The sequence below is a fragment of the Methylobacterium sp. PvP105 genome, assembly GCF_017876975.1.
Taxonomy (GTDB): domain Bacteria; phylum Pseudomonadota; class Alphaproteobacteria; order Rhizobiales; family Beijerinckiaceae; genus Methylobacterium; species Methylobacterium radiotolerans.
Genome location: NZ_JAGIPA010000001.1, coordinates 3,724,250 through 3,742,238, shown reverse-complemented (window position 1 = coordinate 3,742,238; position 17,989 = coordinate 3,724,250). Strand labels below are relative to the sequence as shown.

At 67.1% G+C, this 17,989-nt stretch carries 19 protein-coding genes; 16 read left to right on the top strand and 3 right to left on the bottom strand.

The window, feature by feature from the left end:
• Positions 1-2: 2 nt before the first annotated feature.
• From J3A75_RS18455 to J3A75_RS18440, 4 genes are all read left to right on the top strand, one after another.
• Positions 3-425 carry a phage tail terminator-like protein gene (locus J3A75_RS18455; RefSeq protein WP_209650638.1) on the top strand — a complete coding sequence of 141 codons (423 nt, stop codon included), beginning with the start codon at positions 3-5 and terminating at the stop codon, positions 423-425.
• Between the two features lie 92 nt (positions 426-517).
• Entirely contained in the window at positions 518-997 is a 480-nt protein-coding gene (locus tag J3A75_RS18450) for a hypothetical protein (protein WP_209650637.1), read from the top strand.
• A gap of 118 nt (positions 998-1,115) precedes the next feature.
• Positions 1,116-1,538 (top strand): hypothetical protein, encoded by a 423-nt coding sequence (locus tag J3A75_RS18445; RefSeq protein ID WP_209650636.1) that lies wholly within the window; start codon positions 1,116-1,118, stop codon positions 1,536-1,538.
• A 17-nt stretch (positions 1,539-1,555) separates the two neighbouring features.
• Positions 1,556-1,927 (top strand): hypothetical protein, encoded by a 372-nt coding sequence (locus J3A75_RS18440; protein WP_209650635.1) that lies wholly within the window; start codon positions 1,556-1,558, stop codon positions 1,925-1,927.
• 3 nt (positions 1,928-1,930) lie between these two features.
• Here J3A75_RS18440 and J3A75_RS18435 read toward each other — a convergent pair whose 3' ends face one another.
• Positions 1,931-2,251: a hypothetical protein gene (locus tag J3A75_RS18435; protein WP_209650634.1), complete on the bottom strand. Its 321-nt coding sequence runs from the start codon at positions 2,249-2,251 to the stop codon at positions 1,931-1,933.
• 66 nt (positions 2,252-2,317) lie between these two features.
• Between J3A75_RS18435 and J3A75_RS18430 the strand changes: the two genes are divergently transcribed.
• From J3A75_RS18430 to J3A75_RS37055, 10 genes are all read left to right on the top strand, one after another.
• Entirely contained in the window at positions 2,318-7,720 is a 5,403-nt protein-coding gene (locus tag J3A75_RS18430; protein WP_209650633.1) for a phage tail length tape measure family protein, read from the top strand.
• 3 nt (positions 7,721-7,723) lie between these two features.
• Entirely contained in the window at positions 7,724-9,304 is a 1,581-nt protein-coding gene (locus J3A75_RS18425) for a hypothetical protein (protein WP_209650632.1), read from the top strand.
• Between the two features lie 2 nt (positions 9,305-9,306).
• Positions 9,307-10,167, top strand: coding sequence for a hypothetical protein (locus tag J3A75_RS18420; protein ID WP_209650631.1), 861 nt, complete (start codon positions 9,307-9,309; stop codon positions 10,165-10,167).
• On the top strand, positions 10,167-10,877 hold the full coding sequence (locus tag J3A75_RS18415; protein ID WP_209650630.1) for a hypothetical protein: 711 nt from the start codon (positions 10,167-10,169) through the stop codon (positions 10,875-10,877). Before J3A75_RS18420 ends, J3A75_RS18415 begins: the two co-directional genes overlap by 1 nt.
• Positions 10,877-12,556, top strand: coding sequence for an SGNH/GDSL hydrolase family protein (locus tag J3A75_RS18410; protein ID WP_209650629.1), 1,680 nt, complete (start codon positions 10,877-10,879; stop codon positions 12,554-12,556). The genes J3A75_RS18415 and J3A75_RS18410 overlap by 1 nt, the downstream gene beginning before the upstream one ends.
• 113 nt (positions 12,557-12,669) lie before the next feature.
• Complete coding sequence (locus J3A75_RS18405; protein ID WP_209650628.1) at positions 12,670-13,350, top strand: glycoside hydrolase family 108 protein; 681 nt, start codon at positions 12,670-12,672, stop codon at positions 13,348-13,350.
• A gap of 2 nt (positions 13,351-13,352) precedes the next feature.
• Positions 13,353-13,892: a hypothetical protein gene (locus tag J3A75_RS18400; protein WP_100253798.1), complete on the top strand. Its 540-nt coding sequence runs from the start codon at positions 13,353-13,355 to the stop codon at positions 13,890-13,892.
• A 3-nt stretch (positions 13,893-13,895) separates the two neighbouring features.
• Positions 13,896-14,405 carry a hypothetical protein gene (locus tag J3A75_RS18395; protein ID WP_209650627.1) on the top strand — a complete coding sequence of 170 codons (510 nt, stop codon included), beginning with the start codon at positions 13,896-13,898 and terminating at the stop codon, positions 14,403-14,405.
• Positions 14,405-14,791 (top strand): hypothetical protein, encoded by a 387-nt coding sequence (locus J3A75_RS18390; RefSeq protein WP_209650626.1) that lies wholly within the window; start codon positions 14,405-14,407, stop codon positions 14,789-14,791. Before J3A75_RS18395 ends, J3A75_RS18390 begins: the two co-directional genes overlap by 1 nt.
• A gap of 456 nt (positions 14,792-15,247) precedes the next feature.
• Entirely contained in the window at positions 15,248-15,382 is a 135-nt protein-coding gene (locus J3A75_RS37055) for a hypothetical protein (protein WP_281068110.1), read from the top strand.
• 785 nt (positions 15,383-16,167) lie between these two features.
• Here J3A75_RS37055 and J3A75_RS18385 read toward each other — a convergent pair.
• Positions 16,168-16,536, bottom strand: a complete 369-nt coding sequence (locus J3A75_RS18385) for a hypothetical protein (protein ID WP_209650625.1) — start codon at positions 16,534-16,536, stop codon at positions 16,168-16,170.
• Positions 16,536-16,895: a hypothetical protein gene (locus J3A75_RS18380; protein ID WP_209650624.1), complete on the bottom strand. Its 360-nt coding sequence runs from the start codon at positions 16,893-16,895 to the stop codon at positions 16,536-16,538. The genes J3A75_RS18385 and J3A75_RS18380 overlap by 1 nt, the downstream gene beginning before the upstream one ends.
• Before the next feature lie 175 nt (positions 16,896-17,070).
• Here J3A75_RS18380 and J3A75_RS18375 point away from each other — a divergent pair, with 175 nt between their 5' ends.
• Positions 17,071-17,442 (top strand): hypothetical protein, encoded by a 372-nt coding sequence (locus J3A75_RS18375; protein ID WP_209650623.1) that lies wholly within the window; start codon positions 17,071-17,073, stop codon positions 17,440-17,442.
• A 205-nt stretch (positions 17,443-17,647) separates the two neighbouring features.
• The gene (locus J3A75_RS18370; RefSeq protein ID WP_209650622.1) at positions 17,648-17,920 is read left to right on the top strand and encodes a DUF6894 family protein; all 273 of its coding nucleotides are present in this window, start codon (positions 17,648-17,650) and stop codon (positions 17,918-17,920) included.
• The last annotated feature ends 69 nt before the right edge of the window (positions 17,921-17,989 follow it).

The following is a 17,989-nucleotide window of genomic DNA, read 5'->3' as shown; positions in this document are numbered from 1 at the left end:
CCATGGCCAAGAAGCTCGTGATGGACACGGTGAAGCAGGTGCTCACCGCGTGGACGCCTGCCGATGGGCCGCCGCTGGTCGGCGTCTACCCCAACGGTGCTGGCAAGGCGCCGAAGGCACCGAACCCGTACTTCTACGTCCAGTTCCCGGTCGCGAACTCCGACCGCACCACGCACAGCCGCAGCTATGTCGAGGAGGGCGCGGCGCGCATCGTGATCCTGGCCGAGGTCGGATCCGGCACGGATTGGCTCGCGCGGCGGGCCGAAGAGGTCGAGCGGCTGTTCCGGTCGCTGAAGAAGAACGGCATCGAGTTCCAGACGCCGACCTCGCCTCTGATGAACGACGACAACGATAACGGCAATTACTTCCTCGCCTCGGTCGTCGTCCCGTACCTCTATCACTTCGACGATCCCGACGAGGATTGACGAAGTATTGAGATGGCCGCGTTGCCCAGCGCGAGCCTGTGCGAGCCCTTCTGCGGCATGGGCAGCCGTGACAATCGAAAAGGACACCTGTCATGGCGATCAAAACCGCCTCAGGAACCCGCATCTGGATCGGCACGGCCGTCGATCCCGACACCGTGACGCTGACCAGCCTGAAGGCGATCACGACCTGGACCGAGATCAAGAAGGTCGAGAGCTTCGGCGACTATGGCGACGAGTCCGCCGCGGTCGAGTTCTCCGAGGTCGGCCGCGGCCGCAAGGAGAAGGCGAAGGGCGTGCGCGACGCCGGCACGCTGGCGCTGGCCGTCGGCCTCGTCCAGGGCGATCCCGGCCAGCTCGCGATGATCCTCGCCGAGGGCAGCTCCTCGAACTACGCCTTCCGCATCGAGACGCCGGACGGCCCCACGGACGACGACGACAACACCATCGAATACTTCGCCGGCCTGGTGATGTCGAAGAAGAAGAACGTCGGCACCTCGGACAACGTCCTGCGCCGCAACTTCTCCATCGGCATCAACTCCGAGATATTCGAGGAACTCGGCCACATCGTCTGATCCAGATCACGCGCGGCCGCGGCCCCCCGCGGCGGCTTGTGCGTGAGGGGCGTGGTGTTCTGCCGGGAGCGCCACGCCCCACCACCGCATCCCGGCTATCCCGGAAAGCAGGAACGACATGGACCTCTCGACCCTCGAAACCACGACCGTCGCCGAGCAGGGCGCCAAGATGGAGGTGCAGCACCCGGTCTCAGGCGCGGTGCTGACCGATACCAGCGGCGCCGCGCTGACTATCACCCTCGCCGGGCAGGACAGCGAGCGCTTCCGCAAGGCGGACCGCGCCATCACCAACAAGCGGCTCGCGACCCAGGCGTCGGGCCGGCGTGTCGCACTGACCTCCGAGGGCCTGGAGGCCGACAGCATCGCGCGCCTCGTCGCCTGCACGATCTCGTGGAGCGGCATCGAGTTCGGCGGCTCCCCGAAGGAGTGCACCCCGGACAACGTCCGCGAGGCCTACAAGCGGCTGCCCTGGCTGCGCGAGCAGGTCGAGCGGTTCGTGGAGGACCGGGCCAATTTTTTGCGGACGCCGTCGGCGAGCTGATCGCCTACGCGGAGCACATGGCGCGGCGGGCCAAGGGGCCCGTCGCCTACCCCGCCGCGCTTGAGCACGTCTGGAACTGGTTCTGCGCGGTGGCGGCGACCCGGGGCAACAACGGCTTCGGGTTGCTGCCGATCAGCTACGGCGAGATCGCGGCCTGGGCCGCCCTGTCCCGGGCCGAGCCGACGCCGTGGGAGATCTCGCTGATCCGGGAGATCGACGCCGCGGTCCTCGCGATCCTCAATGCCAAGAAGGACGACCGCGAGCCCGAGATCGAGGTGGCCGCCGACGACATCGCGGGCGTGCGCACCGTGATGGGGGCCCTCAAGGCTCGGTCGAGAGCGGTCTTTGGGAAGAAGGCGGCCAACGATCCGGCGAAGCGGCCGGCCTGACCGTTACCGCTTCTTGCGGGCCGCCGGAGCAGCTTCGGGCTCGCACCGGTAGGCCTCGCCGATCCCGCGGTTGCCCATCATCCCGGACTGGACGTCGATCAGCAGCAGGTGGTTGCCGCCTGCGGCTGTCGTCTTCTCCCGCATCTCGGAGAGCATGTTCTCGTAGCCGACTTGGCCGAGGGCGCCGCCGATCAGCGAAGATCCGGTGATCTCGGTCAGACGGGTGCAGCCTGCCACCGCCCCGGAATCCCTTACCAGCCGCACCTGAGCTTGAGCCGCGCCCGCCGCGCAGCACGCTAGGGCCGCCACAATCCACCGAACCATTCACGTCTCCCTGTCGACGGCGCGCAGATAGCGCGACGGGCGGGAGGTACAACCGTAGGGGATCCGATGGCCGATCTCGACACAATCCAGGAGATCCGGATTGTCGCCTCCACGGAGGGCGTCAACGAGACCATCGCGGCCGCCAACCGGCTCGGGACCAGCCTGGATAAGCTGGCGACCACCAACGATAACCTCGCGGCGTCCGAGGCGCAGGTGGCGGTCGCGGGTGACCGGACCACCAAGTACCGCATCAGTGCCGCGGCGGCCGCCGACCGGCTGCAGCGCAGCCTGGACGCCGAGTACCGCGCTCAGAAGCAGATGGAGGCCGCGCTCAAGGACATCGAGCGCGCGCGATCGCAGGGCATCATCAGCGCTACGCGCGAGGGCGAGCTGCTGAAGCTGGCGCAGGACCGCTACAGCGGTGTAGCGGTGGCGATGAACCGCGCGTCGGCGGCCAACACCAACCACGCCGCCTCGTCCGGCATCGCGGCCCATCAACTCCAGAATCTCGGCTACCAGCTCAACGACGTGGCGACTTCGCTCGCGAGCGGTGCGCCCCTCTTCCAGGTGTTTGCCCAGCAGGCCGGCCAGATCGGGCAAGTCCTGGGCGAAGCTGGGGTCATGGCTACGATCCGGGGCGTCGGCGGGGTCATCGCCCGCTTCCTCACCCCGGCCGTGGTGTCGATCGGCGCCCTGACCGGCGCGGTCGTGCTCGGCTACATGGCTTGGAGCCGGTACGACGACGATAGCCGAAAGGTCAGCGTCACGCTGCAGGGCCTCGGTCGTGAGACCGGGCTGACCCAGGATGCGTTCGAGAAGCTCGCCGCCTCCGCGGCCGCGGCCGGCAACATCAGCGTGCGGCAGGCCTCCGCCCTAGGCGCGACGTTGGCCGCCACCGGTCGGATCGGGCCCGAGAACATCGGGAAGCTGATCGCCGTCTCGAAGGATCTGGCGGCCACCTTCGGCACCGACCTCGACGGCATCAAGGACAAGCTGACGGCGTTCGGGACGGTCGAGGGCATCTCGCGGCTGAACGATCAGCTCCAGTTCCTCGACGCGCGCACCCTCCGCGTGATCCAGAGCCTGTTCCAGGCCGGCAAGGAGCAGGACGCAATCCGTCTCGCTGTGGAGCGGCTGCCGGCCGCCCTGGCGAAATCGGAGACCGCCCAGGGTGCCGTCGCGCGCGCGTGGGAGGCGATCAAGAACGGCGCCAGCGACGCCGACAACGCCGTTGGGCGCTTCATCGACCGGCTCACCAAGGGCCCGTCGCCTGCGGATCGGCTAAAGGAGCTGCAGGACCGGGTCGAGGCGTTGAAGGCGGCTGACGCCGAGAACCTCGTGCAGCCCGGCGGCACGCGGCGCGCTTACGTGCCGCCGACCTCGCCGACCGTCGCCAGCACGACCGCGGTTCCGATCCCGCCCTCGCGGCCGACCGAACTTCAGAGCGCGCAGTCCGAGCTCCAGAAGTACATGGAGAAGCTCGCCGCCACGAAGCGCGAAGAGCTGGAGGTGGCTGAGCGTAAGGAACTGGAAGCCAGCCTAAACCGGAAGTCCAACGAGCTGAAGAAGCTCACCGAGGAGGCCGGTCTCGGGTCCGACTCCTGGCGGAAGTACAAGGACTTCCAGATTGCGGCAGACGAGGCGCTCAAGTCCGGCAACCCGGAGCTGATGAAGCGCGTCGACAATGTGAAGGACTTGGCCGAGGCCGGCTCCATCCTCGAACACGTGGTGAAGACGACCTCGAACGCCGAGGGCGAGCGGCTCACCGCTGGCGACAAGGCGGCGGAGCAGCGCCGGATCGACATCGCCAGCACCCGGGCCGTCACGGTCGAGGAGCGGGCCCGCGCCGCGCAGATGCAGGTCGAGGCGCGCCAGCGCGGGCAGCTCATCACCGTGCAGCAGGCGCAGGCGGATGCCGAGCACGCCGCGCAGATGGTGCGCGAGCAGTCGGACGCCCAGTTGCGTCAGATGCTGCGCGACCAGGGGCTGGAGGCCGACGGCATCCGGAAGCGGATCGATCTCATCGGCCAGGGCGCCGAGGCGCAGGCGGTCGCGGTGGCGCGCCAACGCGCCGAGCAGGATCTCACCCGCCAGGGCATCAGCCTCAACGGGTCGCTCGCGCAGAGCGTCATCGCAGGCGCGGAGGCCAACGCCCGGCTCAGCGTGTCCTACGACAAGGCCGCCGAGGCGCAGCAGCGGATGCGCGACGGCCAGCGCGAACTCGCGAGCGAGTTCACCGGCTTCATCACCGACATTCTGGCGGGCGGCCAGAAGATCGGGCAGGCCTTCGACACGGTCGCCAAGAACCTCTCGGCGAACTCGCTCCGCGCGGTAATCAGTGGCGAAGGGCCGCTCGCCGGCCTGCTCGGTACAGCTTCGACCGAGAAGGGGCAGCTCGGCGGACTCCTCGGGGGCAGCCTCAACCTCAACAAGCTGTTCGACGTCGACAAGATCACCGAGACGCTCGGGATCGGCGCGGAGAGCGGCATCGGTAAGGCGCTGAGCACGGCACTGAAGCCGTCGCGGTCAGGCGGCGGGATCCTGTCCTCACCGCTGGGCGGCGCGCTGACGTCGGCAGGAGCTGGCGCCTCTATCGGGTACAGTAGCCAAAGCCCGCTCGTCGGCGCGGCCGGTGGGGCGCTGGCCGGCTATATGGTGGGCGGTCCGATCGGTGCGCTCGTCGGTGGCGGCGCGGGCCTTCTGGGCGGCTTGTTCGGCGAGTCGCAGGCCAAGAAGCAGGCCAAGAAGCAGCTCCAGCAGGAGCTCCAGGCCCGACGCGAGGCGCTGGATCAGGCGCGGCCGCAGATCGAGCAGCTCGCCTTGACGTTCGAGGGCGGCTCGATCGGCAACATCGGGAAGCAGATCTCTGACGCGCTGACCCAAGCGAAGCAGGCGATCAAGACTGCCAGCGACGGTGGTGATCAGGCGCTCGCCGACCGGCTGATGAAGGGCTACCAGACCTATGTCGCTCGCGTAACGGCGGTCTTCTCCGAGGGCTTCAACGGCGTTGCGGCCGAGATGCAGGCCGGCTTCGGCACCGGTGGCCCGTTTTCACAGGCCATCGCCTCGGTCCAGCAGCTCGGCGAGACGATCAAGGGCTTCGTCGCGGATGCCGGTCGGCTGAGTCCTGCCGCTGTTGCGGCTGCGCAGGCTGCGGCGGTGACGGGCGCCCTGGCGGCGCTCCAGCCGCCTCCGAACCTGTCAGCGACCCAGACGGAGCTCGCCCGCATCAACGGCACGGCCACTGGTTTGAACCAGGTGCTGAAGGATCTCGGCCTCTCCGCCGAGGAGGCGGCCGACGCGATCCGGAACGGCACGAACAAGGCGCTCGACCAGCTCCGGACGAAGTTCACTGACGACCTCGGCCGCAAGATCAACGACGCCCTGAACAAGGGCTATCTCAACGACGCGGCCGACCTCGTGAAGGAGGTGGCGAGCCTTCAGGAGGATGCCTCGGCGATCGGCGGCGACCTCGGACAGGTCGACACCTACTTCACCGCGGCGGCGCAGAAGATCGTGGACGGCAGCCAGCTCGCGGGCGGTGCATTCGACGAGCTGATTGCCAAGTTCCCGCAATTGGCTGGTCGGGTCCGGGAGTACTCCGAGACCGCGTCCATGAGCGCGGATCAGGCGGCGAAGGCTGCGCAGGAGGCGCTCTCCGCCATCCAGGACAGGATGCGCGGGTACGAGGACCGCTACGTCGCCGCCACCTTCGAGACCGAGAGCCTGCCGGGCAAGCTCCTGGCGTTCGACCGGGCCGCGGAGTGGGAGCGCTGGCAGGAGGGCGCGAAGGGCAATCAGGCGATCAACGAGCTCGAGCAGGCGCAGGGCGCGGAGCGGCTGAAGATCATCACCGACTTCGCGAAGGCAGCCACCGAGGCGCTGAACACCCGCCTGAGGGGCTACGCCGACCGGCTGTTCGCCGCGACCAACGACACCTCGACCCTGGGTGGTCAGCTCGCGGCCTACGACCGGCAGGCTCAGCAGGAGCGTCAGGATGAGGTGAAGGCCGGCGGGCAGGCGCTCGCCCAACTGGAGCAGACCCAGTACGCCGAGCGGCTGAAGATCATCACCGATTTCCAGAAGCAGGCCACCGAGGCCGCGAAGCAGCAGCTCGCCGCCGCGCAGACCGCATTCGAGACGTTCGTCAAGAACATCAAGACGTACCTCGACAACCTGCGCTCTGGTGCCTCCACGCCGCTGTCACCGAAGGATCGCCTCGCTGCGGCGCAGAGCCAGTACGATGCCCAGCTTGCCCTGGCGAAGGGCGGCGACCGCACGGCGCTCGACAGCATCACGCAGTACAGCGACGCGCTGCTGGAGGCGTCGAAGGCCTACAACGCCTCGGGCGCGGCCTATCAGGCGACCTTCCAGAAGATCCTGACCGACCTGCAGGCGCTGCCCACGCAGGTCTCGGCCGAGCAATTCATCGTCGACGCGATCAACGACAGCAAGGAGGCCATCGTCTCGGCCACCGAGGCGATGCGCGCCGCGCTGCAGGCGGGCCTCCAGGCTAACAGCCCGGCGCTGATCGCGACCGCACTGCTGCAGAACTTTCAGATGCTCGACACGAGCGTGAACGGGCTGCTCGACCAGGGCGAGTTCCTGGCGGGTCTCGGCCCGCTCGCGACCTCGGATGAGCAGCGGCAGGCGAAGCAGATCTTCAACGCAATCGACACGAACGGCGATGGCCAGCTCAGCCGGCTCGAGCTTCAGAATGCCTCGTCGTATCGCGTCGAGCAATACACCGCGGCGACCAACAGCAACGTCGATACAAACAACAACATCGCAAACGCGCAAAAATCGACGATGGATTATCAGTCCGGCATCCTGAACAATCAGAATGCCATCCTCAACAACGTAAACGCCCTCAACAACGCTCAGCTCGGCACGCAGCAGCAGCTAGTCAACTTGAATTCCAGCATGAATGGGCAGAACTCGTTCATCCAACAGAACACTGGCTTCACCAATGATGTGCTGGTGAGAACTTATGGCACGCTCGCCGGAACCTACGATCTCACCACCTCGATGCTGAACAACCTGCGTTCCGCGAACGCGAAGAATGGCGCTGGCGTGTTCGCGACCGGCGGCTGGGTTAACGGCCCCGGCACGGGCACCTCGGACAGCATCTCCGCGCGCCTGTCGAATGGCGAGTTCGTCGTGAACGCTGCGTCGGCTCGGCTGTACGGCCCGATGTTGGAGGCGATCAACGACAACGCTGGCGTCTCGATGCCGGCTGTTGCGATGCCGGTGCCGGTTCGGGCCGGCCGGGACGACAGCGCGCTGATCGCCGAGGTGCGGGCGCTTCGGGCTTCGAACGAGCGGCTCGAAAAGCGTGTCGCGGTGCTGACCGAGGTCGCTGAGGCGGGCCACCTTCAGACGATTGGGGCGGTGAAGCAGACCACAGCGGCGGTCCAGGACGGCAACGCCAACGAGTCGCGTCGCTCGCTCGCGAAGAAGGTCGCCTGAGCCATGGCGATCTACACGATCGAGCTCCAGGCTCACACGGGCGCCGGCGGGGTGCAGACCTTCTACCTCGCCGACGGCCCCTTCAACACGGCCCCGGACGACCTGCCGGCCAATCAGCACTTCCACCCGTCGCTCCAGACGCCGGCCAACTTCGAGCGGGCCCTGTTCTCGACCGGCAGCACCTCCGGCGCATCGAGCATCGGTTACGGCGAGATCGTGGTGGTGAACGCCCATGGCCGATACGACGCATGGCCGGATTATGCCTTCGACGGCCGGCCCTGCATCGTGAAGGCGATCCCGACGGATCCGGAGAACGGGAAGCCGCTCTGGTCCTATCGCAACGCGCCGGTGCTGATCCGCGGCACGGTCGAGGCCATCGACATCACCGACGCCTTCAGCACAATCCGGCTCCGGCTCTACGACCGGATGACGGTGCTGGATAAGCCGCTGCTGACGGTGAAGTACGCGGGCACCACGACCGCGGGCGGCCTCGGCGTCGAGGGCGTCGAAGCGCAGAAGGACACGGGCAAACCGGTCATCTACGGCACCAAGCGGAACGTCGCACCGGTGGATGTGAACCCGTTCGACCTGATCCGGCAGGTCTCGGCCCGGGCATGCGTCAGCATCAAGGTGTTCGACGGCGGAGTCGAGCTCACCAACGTCGGCGACTTCGCCACGGTGGCCGCGCTCACCGCGGCAGCGCTGAGCCCGGGCCAGTACGCGACCTGTCTCGCGCTCGGCCTGTTCCGGCTCGGTGGCGCGCCCGTCTTTCCGGTCACCGCCGACGTCGTGGCGGCCGGGCCGACCTCCGCAGCCGGTATCGCCCGGCAGATGCTGCTCGACTTCGGCCTGACGCCTGCCGACCTCGACGGCCCGGCCTTCGATGCGCTCGCAGCGGCAGCCCCGGCATCGTGCGGCATCAGCGTGTCCGGGGACACCACGGCGATCAGCGCGATCAGCCAAGTGCTGGCGAGCATCGGCGGTTGGATCATCTCCGACAATCTCGGGGTGTTCACGGTCGGGCGGCTGGTCCTTCCGCAGGGCAAGCCGATCGCGGCCTTCGACGAGTGGCAGTGCCGGGGCAGCATTGAGCGCCAAGCCCCGGGAGACAGCAGCAACGGGATCCCCGCCTACCGGGTGACGGTGCTATACGGGCAGATCGGGCAGACCCAGGGCGACGGTGATCTGGCCGGCGCGGTTCCGCCGTCCCTCCGAGCGGATCTCGCCCTGGAGTGGCGCTCGGCCATGGCGGAGTCCCCGGCGGTCAAGGAGCAGCACCTCCTCGCCGCCGAGATCACGATCGACACCTGCTTGGCGGACGCGGCCGACGCGCAGGCGGAGGCGCAGCGGTTGCTGGCGATCTATGGCGCCCGCCGGGACGTCTGGCGGATCAAGGTCGACATGACCGCGCTGGACTACCGATTCGACGATGCCGACGGCGACCCGTTCACGATGGCGATCCGCCTCGGGTCCGTGGTCCGCCTCACCGCCACGCGCTTCCTCGTCCCGTACCGCGACCTCGTCGTGATCGGCCGGGTCGAGGACTGCGTGAACAACCGCATCCAGTTCGATCTGTGGGGGTAGGCGTGGGACAGTCGAATCTCGCCCTGATCTACGAGAACTATGCCGATCGCGGCACGCTGTCGGGCGGCTCGTGGCAGACCGGCTCCCTGAAGCTGGCCAACCTGCAGACGCCATACCTCGCCGAGGTGGCGCGCTCGAAAACGACCGCCGAGGCTGACACGCAGTTCACGGTCACGTTCGGGCAGCCGTACCTGATCAGCGGAATCGCCTTCGGCCCCTGCAACGTGCGCCCGGACGCCCTCTGCCGCTACCGGGCCTATGACCAGAACGGGCTCGTCTACGACAGCGGCCTGCTGCAATTTCCCGGCAGCACGATCGACAGCGCCAACCTCGAATGGGAGGACAGCGGCTTCTGGGAGGGCACGTCGCGGGAGTTCGACGACCTCTTCAAGGGCATCTACCTCATCAACCTGCCGGACCTGCCGCTCTCCTGTGAGAGCATCACGGTCGAGATCATGGACGCCGGCAACCCGGCCGGCTTCATCGAGATCGGCCGCCTGATCTGCGGGAAGGCGTGGCAGCCGAGGTACAACTATGGCCCCGACGGCCACAGCCTCGACCTCGAAGACCTGACCGATCGTGAGGAGAGCCGCAGCGGTGCGCGGTTCTTCAACCCGCGGCCGACCCGGCGGAGCTTCTCGTTCAGCTTCGACTATCTGCCGGAAGCGCAGACCTTCCAGGACGTCTACCGGATCGCGACCCGCTCGGGGACGCACCGGCAGGTCGTCGTGATCCCGAACCCTGGGGATCCGGACAGCTACGCCCGTGAGGCGTTCGTGGGCACCCTCGGCACCCTGCCATCGCTGCGGCGGCCCGTATTCGGAGGCGCGGCGACCGCCTTCAAAATCGAGGAGACGCTCTGATGGCGTACACGCCCGAACAACAGGCGGCGCTGCAGCGGCTGCTCAAGTATTACAACGCCACGCAACCGTACAACCCGAACACCAACCCCGGCGGCCTGCGGAACGGCGGCCACCGCACGAATTTCGTCCCGGCGCTTCAGGACGTCGCGCTCATCGCGCAGCTCATCGGCGTGGTGCTCGATCAGGGGACGGCGGACTCCCGGGCGGCCCAGGCCGCAGCGGAGGCCGCCCGGGACAACGCGCGCGGTCAGGCAGACACCGCCACAACGGCCCGGCAGGATGCGCAGACGGCCCGCGATGCTTCCCGGACGGCTCAGACCGGATCTGAGACTGCCCGCGCCGGATCGGAGGCCGCCCGCGACGCATCCCTCGTCGCCAAGACCAATTCCGAGATCGCGCGGACCGGCTCGGAGCAGGCCAAGTCGGCCGCGGAGACCGCCCGCTCGGCCGCGGAGACCGCTAGCTCGGGGGCGGTTGCTGCTCGCACGGCGGCAGAGACCGCGCGGGCCGGCTCCGAGAGCGCAAGGGCAGACGCAATCGATGCCGATGCCCGCGCCCAGGTAGCCCGCACCGGGGCCGAGGCTGCGGTTCTCGCGGCCCAGGCCGCACGGGTCGATGCCGCGAACTACGCGGCCCTCGCCGGCGCCGTCATCTACGATTTCAGCTTCGACGCTGATCCCTCTCCTCAAGACGACTGGAGCAATAGCTGATGTCCCGCCAGCCGCGCCAATTCATGCGCCAGGGGGTCTCGGACCTCCCGACGCGTCAGACCGTGAAGGACTACGTCGGCGCCCCCGGTGAACCGATCTTCGACTTCTCCACCCTGCGCATGCACGACGGGGTGACGCCGGGCGGTATCCCGCTGCTCTCCCCAGCCGAAGATCTCGAGCTGACGCCGGATCAGCAGGCCCAGCTGCGGGAGAACATCGGCGTCACCGCACCCGCGGATGCCCCGGTCTCGACCGCGCAGCAGGCTGAGCTCGACAAGAAGGTGACCGTCGGCGGGGACGTGTCGGACGCGACTGCGACGACCGCCAGCGGCCTGAAGGTGTCGGTGAAGGACGTCGCAGCGAAGCTCTACCCCTCGGCGGCAGACAGCAAGCGCGTCGTGATCTTCGGCTCGTCCAACGGCGCGGGCCTGGGGGCGTCGGGCTACTCGGGCGACCCGAGCGCGGCGAACGGCTATGCGTCCCCGCCGACCAGCTGGGCCGGCCTGCTGCGGACCGCCCTCAAGGCGATCGACAACTCCTGGGAGGTCATCAACCGCTCCATCTCGGGTTCGGGCACGGCGCAGTCGGTCGCCCGCTTCTGGACGGACGTAGCGCCCTACCGGCCGAGCCACGTCGTCCTCTGCACCCACCCGCTCAACGACAACATCGATACGCAGCTCATCTTGCGTAACACCGAGCTGTTGTGCCGGATGTGTGAGCAGATCGGCGCCGTTCCGATCCTCCGTGGCGCCTATTGCTGGAACGGGTACACGGCCGTCCAGTATCAGGCGATGCTCAGCCTGAACCGCCAGCTCGATCTTCTGGGGCGGCACCGCATCGATCACTTCGCCACGCTGGACGACGGCACGGGTAAATTCATCGGCGACACGGCATTCCATATCGGGGACGGCTTACACCCGAACGACGCCGGCTATGCCGTGCTGTTCGACGCGATCGACATCGGCATCTTCCTCCATGGCTCGTCCGGCCGCTTTGCGGACGCTGACCGCGGCGCCGCGTGGCGCGTGAAATCCGACACGCCTGCCGGCAACGGGATCCTCATCAACGCGGCGTCCGGGCTGCTGAAGTTCCCCCGTTCGCTCACGATGCGTGTTCGGGTGAAGCCGCCGGCGACGAACCCCCGCGGCGCAGCGGCATTCATGTGCGCCTATGCGGAAGGAGACCTCGGGGCGGCGCAGCCTGTCCGGTTTCGCAATTCTGCGGGCCCCTATGACGTCGGGGACGGGGGCGCTGCCGTTCTCGGAACGTCCGCATTTTCTCCGATTACCGACCAGACGACGCGGGATCTTGTTCTGGTCGTCAACGCCGCCACGAACAAAATCCAGGCTTACGTCGATACTGTGAAATTCGTGGATGCAGCACCGGCGATCGCTCTAACGCCCTGTAAGCTGTTCTCGTTCATGGCTCGCGGCGAGCCTACGAACCCGTCGCAAGCCACGCTTTACACGGCGGCGGACTTTGCCGTGTGGACCGTGGCGCTCGGGCCTGCTGCGATCGCGGACATCTTCCGCACCAATCGTCTGCCCCCCGCGAGCATGATCTTCCGGGCCAACCTCGCCGGGTCCCCGGGTGTCGGCGGCATCGTCCCGAACGGCGTCGCCAACGGGCTCTCGGCCGTGATCGGCGAAGCGACGTTCGAGGCCGTCCCGAACATCTAGGCCGGGCGCTCACCCCACCTCGTGCCGGCCTAACACCACCCCCGCCCCAGCGACCGCAGATCCCCGCCGCAGGGTGATCCCGGGGCACCAACCCTGACATCGTGAGGATTACCATGGCAGCCGCCAACTTCGAGCGGGCGCTGGCGCTCGCCCTCGTGCATGAGGGGGGCTACGTCGATCACCCCGCGGATCCGGGCGGCGCGACGAACCTCGGCATCACCATCGGGACGCTGTCGGACTGGCTGGGCCGGCCGGCGACCAAGGCCGAGGTCCGCGCGCTCACGAAAGCGACCGTCGCGCCGATCTACCGGAAGAACTACTGGGACGCGGTCCGCGCCGACGATCTGCCCTCCGGGGTGGATTACTGCGTCTTCGACTTCGCGGTGAACTCGGGCCGGGGGCGGGCGATCCCGTCGCTCCAGCGTGCCGTGGGCGTCGCTGATGACGGCAAGATCGGCCCGATCACCCTGGCGGCGGCGCGCGCGAAGGATGCCGGCCAGACCGTCGAGCGGATCTGCGCGGATCGGCTCGCCTTCCTGCGGCGCCTCTCGACGTGGCCGACCTTCGGCAAGGGGTGGAACTCGCGCGTGCAGGGCGTGCGCGCCGAGGCGCTGGCCCTGGCCGCTGTCGCCGTGCCCACCGTTCCGGTCGAGGTCGTGCCCGTCCCGCCGCTTGTGGCGCCTGCCCCACGCCGGACCGCCGACCCGGCCCTGCCCGCCACCGGCGGCGTCACCGTCCAGACCGGCGGCGTCGGTGCGTGGCTCAAGTCCCTGTTCTCGAAGAAGGCAGCGTGATCATGGAATGGCAGAGCATCGCGGGTCAGCTCGCGCAGATCGGGCTCCCCGCGCTGGGCGGCCTGTTCGGTGGCCCGCTGGGCAGCACCATCGGCGGCCTCGTCGGAAAGGGCGTGGCGGCGGCGCTGGGCGTCGAGCCGACCCCGCAGGCGGTATCCCAGGCGATCGCGGCCGATCCAAACGCAGCGGCCGTGAAGCTGGCGCAGATCGAGGCTGAGACCAAGGGACGGGAGGCCGAGCTCGCCGACATCGCCAACGCCCGGGCCATGCAGATCGCGCTCGTGCAGAGCCATTCGTGGGTGCAGAACATGCCCGCGATCCTGACGCTGCTCATCATCGCGTCGTGGATCACGCTGACGATCGCGCTCTACTTCGTGCAGGCCGAGATCCCCGAGCGGGTCTACCAGCTCCTGAGCCAGGCCTACGGTGCCGCGAACCTCGCGCTCGGCACGGCCATCGCCTTCTGGCTCGGCTCTTCTCGGTCGTCTCAGGTCAAGGACACGCAGATCACCGCGCTCCTGCCAGCAGCAACGCGGCGCTGAGCCATGCCCCACAGCAAGAAGCCGCTGATGCCGGCGCACCCCGCGGGCCCGTACAGCACCTATCGCCTGTTCGAGTGGTGCATGGCGACGATGATGATCCTCATCGCCATGACCCTCGCCATGCCCGGCGACACGATGGAGCGGGCGGCGCTCAGGCCGATCGCCGAGATGGGTGCCACCGAGGAGAACATGGCCCTGTTCTTCGGTGCCGTGGGCGTGCTGCGCGTCATGGCGCTCTACCTCAACGGCCACATCAACAACATCGTGGTCGGGCCGAAGGGGGCCTACATCCGGGCCGTCGGCGCGGCTGCCGGCTGCTTCATCATGGGGCAGCTCACCGGCGCGCTCGTGTTTGATGCCTTCAAGGCCGATGCGCCGAGCTTCGTCATCCCGGTGTTCGGGACGCTCGCCGGGTTCGAGGCGCTCTCGGTCTACATCGCAGCTCTGGACGGCGTCTCCCGCAAGAGCCGAATCGGCAAGGCGCTCGACAATCTTGAGAGGGTGGTTGGTTGATGGACGCGTTCCTGACGTTCCTGGCCAACATCGTCGCGACGCAGCAGTTCTTCCAGGTCTGCGTCGGTGGCTGCACCATGTGGCTGATCGGGTGGATGGTGACCCGAGGTCGCAACGACAAAGACGCGCTGCCAGCACCCGCTCCGGGCACGATCGCAGACGTCCCCTCAGTCCCGTTCGCCCAAGGCCCGCGTGAGGTCCTCGACATCATCCGCGAGCAGCGGGACATGGATCGGCGGCGCACCGAGGACAGCACGCACATTCGGGAATGCGTGCGGATCATCCGCGAGCAGGCGCTGAAGCAGACCGAGCTGCTGCAGGAGATTGCCGAGGATCAGCGCCTCGAGCATCGCCTGAACGCTGAGCGGCAGCACCGGCACCCATGACCTGCGCTCCTATCGAGCAGGACCTCAGCCTCGTCTGGGCGCTCCTCGCCTTCTTGGCCGGCATCATCCTCGGCAATCGGACTGCGCCGAAGGATTAAGCTGCCCCGCGCCGCCGTCTACACCCCGTGAACGCAACCACCTCGAACCGCCCGGCTCCGGCCGCGGCGGTTTTTTCGTGCCGAGCGCTGGTCAGATCTGCATCCGGCGCCGTGGCATACCCGCAAGCGCGGGCGTACCGTTTGTCGTCTCTCTCCCAGAGATCACCTCCAGCCCCGCCGGCACCGCCACGCGGGGCTTTTCTTTACCTACGTCGCCTTAGGGTTGCACCGGATCTAGGCGCTTGCCCCCACTCGCCTCGGATCTGGGGAGGGCCCGCCCGGTTCGCCGGCGCGGGCCTCTTCGTCTTCGTGAACGATCCGTCGGCCTTCGCGTTGACCGCGAAAGCAGGAGCGCACGATGCAGAGCAAGTGGATGACCTTGGCCGAGGTGGCCGCCGATCGGCACCTGACCCTCGCCGAGGCGCAGAAGCTGGTCGATGAGAGCAACTGCCCGAAGGCCTTCAAGACCAGTGGCACTGTCTACCTGATCTGAGGCCGGCGCCAAGCCGATCACCGCCCGCCCGGCCAGCCGCCGGCGCGGGCTTTTTCATGCGCCGACGGTCGCATCACATCCTCGCGCGCACGCTCTGCGGAGACAGGCCGGTAACCATTCGGGCGCACTGCTGCGCTGCAACAGCGAGAGCGATTATGCCCAGCCGGCAACCCACTTTGCGCCGTCCTATGACGGCGGCACCCTCTAGCCTCGAGACGACGATCCTTGAGGGTCGGGCCGCTGGTCTCGGGAGATGGGACGCGCGTGCAGCTATGGCTAAAGCGACTGAGGCAGCTGCCTGCCGACGCGGTGCGCCTTCGATCCGCCTGGCCGCGTAGCCCTGCCGGACGGTATCTCTCGCTGATCTGAGCCCGCCCGGTCTGTCGGCGCGGACTTTTTCGTGCCTGGAATCCCGGCGCGAGACGGCTTGCCCGCCGGCCCGGCACGGCCCGGTAACCGACGCCCGCCATCCTGCCCCCGAGCCAAGTTGCGTATCGGCTCGGCTCACACGCTGGTGAGATCAGGCGCTCCCCCGCCCCGTGAGCAGATCGGGGCGGGGCCGAGCGGCTTTGATCGTGCGCCTCCCGGCAGGGCAGCCGCCGGGATGGTTGTGTCGAAGGGCCGCTAGATCAGCCGCCGGTAGCGCGGTGCTCGCCGACTGGTGCCGGCCGCTCCGCACTCGGGTGCTTCTGATTGAAACGCCAGGTCAGCAGGGCAAAGAAGCCGCCGCCGCCAACGACCGCCAATCCGAGGGCGCTCCATAGGAGCATGGTGGGTGTCACAGCCTACTCCTCCGATTGCATGACGAGAAAATTTAAGACGTAGGGCAGGATATGAAACCCCAGCGCGATAAGACACCACTGGGCCGAGTTCGCGTCTAGGGCCGCGTCGGCATTTTTGACAAACGGGATAATCGCGGCCGCCGCGAGGATGCCCGCGGCTAGCGTATTACAGAACGCATTGAAGTGTTTCAGACTTTCGTTGATGCGCTTCGCATCGAGTTTGCGCCTAACAGTATCATCGGGCGAAGGGGGCAAAGTTCCCCCAGTAAAAGATGTCCCGTTGATCTTTCGAAGAAGATCTTGAGTTTCTGTCTCCGTAAATTTGTCGACAGACCTCAGCGACGCAGAAGTTTTCTTCGAAGCCTCCGACATTAAGCCGGCTTTCTGAGAACGTTGTAAACAACCTGATAGATCACACCGACCGGCGCGCGGCACGGCATCACTGAGAACGAAACGAAGTAATCAAATTTTTCGTCATGCGCAAAACTTGGCTCTACTCGCGTAGCAGTAGGCAAGACCAAATTCTTGCTTCGAAAATGTTCTATATAAAGAACACCCTCAGCATCCTCAAAGATGTTGTTTGATGTCTGATCATCGAGATCGACCCGAATCGTAAATTTTATTTGATATTCGTTATCATCGTCGAAAGGCTTTAAGGTCACCACCTCATCGAGGCCGGTTATGAAGGTGTCGGTGTAGACCAACTCCTTACCTTCAATGACGGCGGACACTCTCACCACAGTACCGTCTCGAATCGCGATGCGGCCAGCCGATCAGGACCTGCCGATGATTTCGGGGCTCTTACTCTATGCCGCACGCACAAGACCCCTGCTGGCTTGCCGGGCGAGAGCCTCGTGCTGCCGTGAGTTGGCGCCTCGTTAATCTCACTCTCCTACGACGCCGGCTATGTCAAACCTACCGCCCGCCGTTGCCTCCTGGCGCGACCAGATCGAGCGCCTGTCCGAGCACGCCTCGCCGTGTCGATACCTGGCCCCGTCGCGATGGGCGGCGATGCGGGCGAACGCGCTGGCCTTCATCGACGAGCACGGTGCCGAGGCGCATCGACTCGGCTGGACCGCGCAGCAGCTCTTCGGCGTCCATCCGGAGCACGGCTTCCTACGCGTAGAGTATGCCGGCGCGCTGATGGTCAACGATAGCCGGGTGGTCGGCGTCGAGCCGGACCGGATCGTGTTCGACCGGTTCAGCGGCTACCGGACGAAGCCCGGGCAGACCTGGGGCCCGCCGGTCTGGGAGTTCGCGGCCAAGGGGCGTGGCTGAACATCAGAGCGTAGACGCGACACTCGACAATTAAGTCGGACTACGAGCCTTTCGGTCAGATCGACGCAGATCGGACGAACCTAACATCTGGCTAGGGAACACACGGCCGCGTCGTGTCAGCAGGTACACAATCGCGGTCACGATCTCTCGGCACCCGCGAGTGAGGGTTCGATGCGCCCCCGCCGGCAACGAACCGGATACCGGAATGCCGCGCTTCTACTTCAACGTTCACGACGGCAAGAGCGGCCTCGACGTGGTCGGCACGGAGCTGCCGGACATACCCACCGCCCGCATTGAGGCTGTCCGGCTCGCGGGCGAGATCCTGAGAGACGAAGCTCCGCACATCGTTCTCGACAACGACTGGCGCCTTGAGGTGACCAATCACCGCGGGCTCGTCTTGTTTCAGATGGCGGTCCTGCTGATCGAGTCGCCGGTGCTGTCTCAGGGCTCACGGGATTTGGTGGACGACGCTAGTTGAGGGGTTGAGGCGCACGTGCCGGTTCACCGAAGCGCCTGACTGGTCTGAGCTTTCCGAACGCCATCCACA